The organism is Mesorhizobium sp. M7A.F.Ca.CA.002.15.2.1, from assembly GCF_003998715.1.
Classification (GTDB): Bacteria; Pseudomonadota; Alphaproteobacteria; order Rhizobiales; family Rhizobiaceae; genus Mesorhizobium; species Mesorhizobium ciceri.
In genome coordinates, this window is sequence record NZ_RZPI01000586.1 from 1 (window position 1) to 3,633 (window position 3,633).

Sequence of the window (3,633 nt, forward strand, 5' to 3'; positions counted from 1 at the left end):
GCGCTCGTGCGCGTCCTTGACGATCGGCACGACATTGTCGACGGCCGCCTGGCTTTCCCATTCGACGATGGTGACGAGGTTGAATTCGCCCGGCCCGGAGAATTGCTCGAGCAGGAAATCCTGCACGAAGCCATGCTGCAGGCGCAGCAATTCATGCGTTGTCCTGACCTTGGCGAGTATCTCCTCGCGGGCGCCGGCCGGGACGACGAATTTGTCCACCCTGAACACGCTGCCGCCGTTAACAGTCTGATTTATCTTGCTCATTTCGATTGCTCCGTTCCTGGATCATGGTGTTTTTTGGGCTCCAGGAACGGCCTACAATCTCAACTTAAGTTGAGATCAAGTGCAAAAATCAGATCACACGCCGAACCTTCAATTCACCTCCGACGTGCGCCGGCGGACGATGACACCAAGTTCGTCGCCTTCGCGAGCCAAGCGCAGCCGCTCTTCGGCCTCGGTCGCCTCGCGCTGGCGGTCCCACATCGAGGCGTAGAGGCCATGCTTGCGCATCAGCTCGGCATGGGTGCCGCGCTCGGCGATCTGGCCGTCCTGCAGCACGATGATCTCATCGGCCGTGATCACCGTCGACAGGCGGTGAGCGATGACGATGGTGGTGCGGCCACGGCTGACCAGATCGAGCGCGGCCTGGATCTCCTGTTCGGTGTGGCTGTCGAGCGCCGAGGTCGCTTCGTCGAGCATCAGGATCGGCGGCGCCTTCAAAATGGTGCGGGCGATTGCCACGCGCTGCTTCTCGCCGCCCGAAAGTTTTAGCCCGCGTTCGCCGACCATCGACTTGTAGCCGTCAGGCAATCGCTCGATGAACGGGCCGATCTGAGCGAGTTCGGCCGCCTTGCGCATATCCTCCTCGCTGGCACCGATGCGGCCATAGCGGATGTTGTAGGCGATGGTGTCGTTGAACAGCACGGTGTCCTGCGGCACCATGCCGATCGCCCCGCGCAGGCTCTCCTGCGTCACGTCCCTGATATCCTGGCCATCGATCAGCACCTGGCCGCCCTGCACGTCGTAGAAGCGGAACAGAAGCCGCGAGATGGTCGACTTGCCGGCACCCGAAGGCCCGACAATGGCGACGGTCTTGCCGGCCGGCACCTCGAAGCTGATGCCCTTCAGGATCTTCCGGTTCGGGTCATAGGAGAAGTGCACGTCGCGGAACTCGACCTTGCCGGCGCTGACCGCGATTGGCCTGGCATCCGGCTTGTCGACGATCTCCTGCGGCACATCCAGCAGATCGAACATCTGCTCGATATCGGTGAGCCCCTGGCGGATTTCGCGGTAGATGAAGCCGATGAAATTGAGCGGCACCGACAGCTGCATCAGCATGGCGTTGATGAAGACGAAGTCACCGACCGTCTGCGTGCCGGCCTGCACTTCGAGCGCCGACATGCACATGACGATGACGGTGCCCAGGCCGAAGATGATGCCCTGCCCGAAATTCAACCAGCCAAGCGAGGTCCAGATGCGCGTCGCGGCGACCTCGTAGCGTGCCATGGAGCGGTCGAAGCGCTCGGCTTCCATGCCCTCATTGTTGAAATATTTCACCGTCTCGTAGTTGAGCAGCGAGTCGATTGCCTTGGTGTTGGCGTCGGTATCGCTGTCGTTCATGTCGCGGCGGATCGAGATGCGCCAGTCGCTGGCGCGGACCGTGAACCAGACATAGACCCAGACGGTGACCGCGACGACGACCACATATTTCCAGCCATAGGTGTAGGCGAAGATGCCCGTGGTCAGCGCGAATTCGAGGATGGTCGGCGCCGTGTTGAGCATGATGAAGCGCACGATCGTCTCGATGCCCTTGGTGCCGCGCTCGATGATGCGCGACAGGCCGCCGGTGCGGCGCTCGAGATGGAAGCGCAGCGACAGTTGGTGCATGTGAACGAAAGTACGGAAGGCGAGCTGGCGCACGGCATATTGGCCGACGCGGGCAAACAGCGCGTCGCGCAACTGATTGAAGCCAAGCTGCACCAGGCGCACGACATTGTAGGCGACGACCAGCATGACGGGCGCCAGCAGGAAGCTCGGCAGCGGCGGCGCCGATTTGGCGTCGCCGGCCAGCGCGTCGGTCGCCCATTTGAAGAAATAGGGACCGGCGACCAGCGTCAGCTTGGCGACGACCAGCAACAGCGTCGCCCATGTGACCCGGGCTCTCAGATCGGCGCGATCCGCTGGCCACATGTAAGGCCACAAATTGAGCAGCGTCTTGAAAGTCGAGGAGTCGGAGACGGTTTTTTCGGCCATTTCTTGTGCCTTCTTCTTATTTCAGCGGCCGGAGCAGCAGGAATTGACGAGAGCGGCCACCGATGCGGAGACATCGGCGAGCGCGGCATGGTCGATCGCATAGCGCGAGCGCTGGCGATCGGGCTCGAAGCGAACCAGCCCGGCTTCGACCAGTATTTTCAGATGTTGTGACACGGTGGACTGCGCCAGATCTAAGCGGTCGACGACCTCGCGGCAGCAGCAGGAACTGCTCGTCGATAGGTGTTTCAGGATTTCGATCCGCGCCGGATGGGAAAGCGCTGCAAGTCGGGCGGCGACCGCACGGCTGTCCGGACCGCCGCATGATGCGTTTGTTTCCATCAGGGATTCTGCCATCGTTCATCGGCGATAGACGATGAACGGGCACGGGGCAAGCTAACCCTATGGGCAGAGCGCCGGAACCGCCAATCTCCCCCTCGTGGGAGAGATGTCCGGCAGGACAGAGAGGGGCGCGAAGGATCGCGACTTTCCACGATCAAAGCATTACGAGCAGCCGTAAGGTAGCTCGACCGGATTTGGCCGACAGGCTGGCGAGACAGCGCCCTCCTCTGCCCTGCCGGGCATCTCCCACAAGGGGGAGATTGCGCTCAACCGTCGGCGCTCAAACCCTACTCCGTCTTGGCGGGCGCTGTCGTTGCCTGCTCGCCCATGGCCTTGAGGTCGGCGGCTTCGCCTTCCTTCGACTTTTCCGGGACCTTGAACACCTGGCCCGGCCAGATGCGGTCGGGATCACTGATCTGGTCCTGGTTGGCGAGGTAGATGGTCGAGAAGCGTACGCCGTGGCCATAGACGCGCCGCGAGATCCGCCACAGCGTGTCGTTGCGGCGGATGATGACGGCGCCGTCGGCATGTTCAAGCTTGGGCGCCACCGTCTCGGGCACATCGCTTGGCGGCGTCGCCTCCGCCATAACGGCCGGAGCCTCGGTGGCGGGAGCAGGCGTCGTGGCCGCGGCCGGTGCCTCGGCGGCGGTAGGTGCGGCCGGCTTGGGCTGAACGGGCTTCGGCGCCGAGGGTGCCACGGCGGCGATCGCTTCGCCGGGCTCACGCTCGAACGGTACGGCCGCGCGGGCCACAACTGTCACACCGTCGGCATCGAGGCCGTCGACATGGATTGTGTAGCTGCCGACCGGAACGTCGCGCGTCGCCTCGACCAGGAAATGACCGTCCGTCGAAGTTTGCGCGTCACCGAGCAGGATGTCGTTGGCATAGGCGCGCACCTTGCGGCCGGCATCGGCGAGGCCGGCGACAAAGATCTTGCTGCCGTCGATCTCGACCGCCTCGACGACGATCTTGGGCTCGGTCACGCCTGCAGCGGGCGGCGTCGCCGGCGCTGCAGGAGCCGGGGTTGCGTCGACCACGGCT

The 3,633-nt window shown here is 63.4% G+C and carries 4 protein-coding genes; all 4 read right to left on the bottom strand.

The window, feature by feature from the left end; translation table 11 throughout:
• Positions 1–264, bottom strand: a 264-nt coding sequence (locus tag ENZ74_RS25620) for an antibiotic biosynthesis monooxygenase (RefSeq protein WP_127313070.1), incomplete at its 3' end; no start/stop codon positions are given.
• A gap of 108 nt (positions 265–372) precedes the next feature.
• Positions 373–2,253: an ABC transporter ATP-binding protein/permease gene (locus ENZ74_RS25625; protein WP_013532547.1), complete on the bottom strand. Its 1,881-nt coding sequence runs from the start codon at positions 2,251–2,253 to the stop codon at positions 373–375.
• Between the two features lie 21 nt (positions 2,254–2,274).
• Positions 2,275–2,607 carry a metalloregulator ArsR/SmtB family transcription factor gene (locus ENZ74_RS25630; RefSeq protein ID WP_013532548.1) on the bottom strand — a complete coding sequence of 111 codons (333 nt, stop codon included), beginning with the start codon at positions 2,605–2,607 and terminating at the stop codon, positions 2,275–2,277.
• A 272-nt stretch (positions 2,608–2,879) separates the two neighbouring features.
• Positions 2,880–3,633: LysM peptidoglycan-binding domain-containing protein (locus ENZ74_RS25635; protein WP_164761202.1), on the bottom strand; the 754-nt coding region annotated here is incomplete at its 5' end.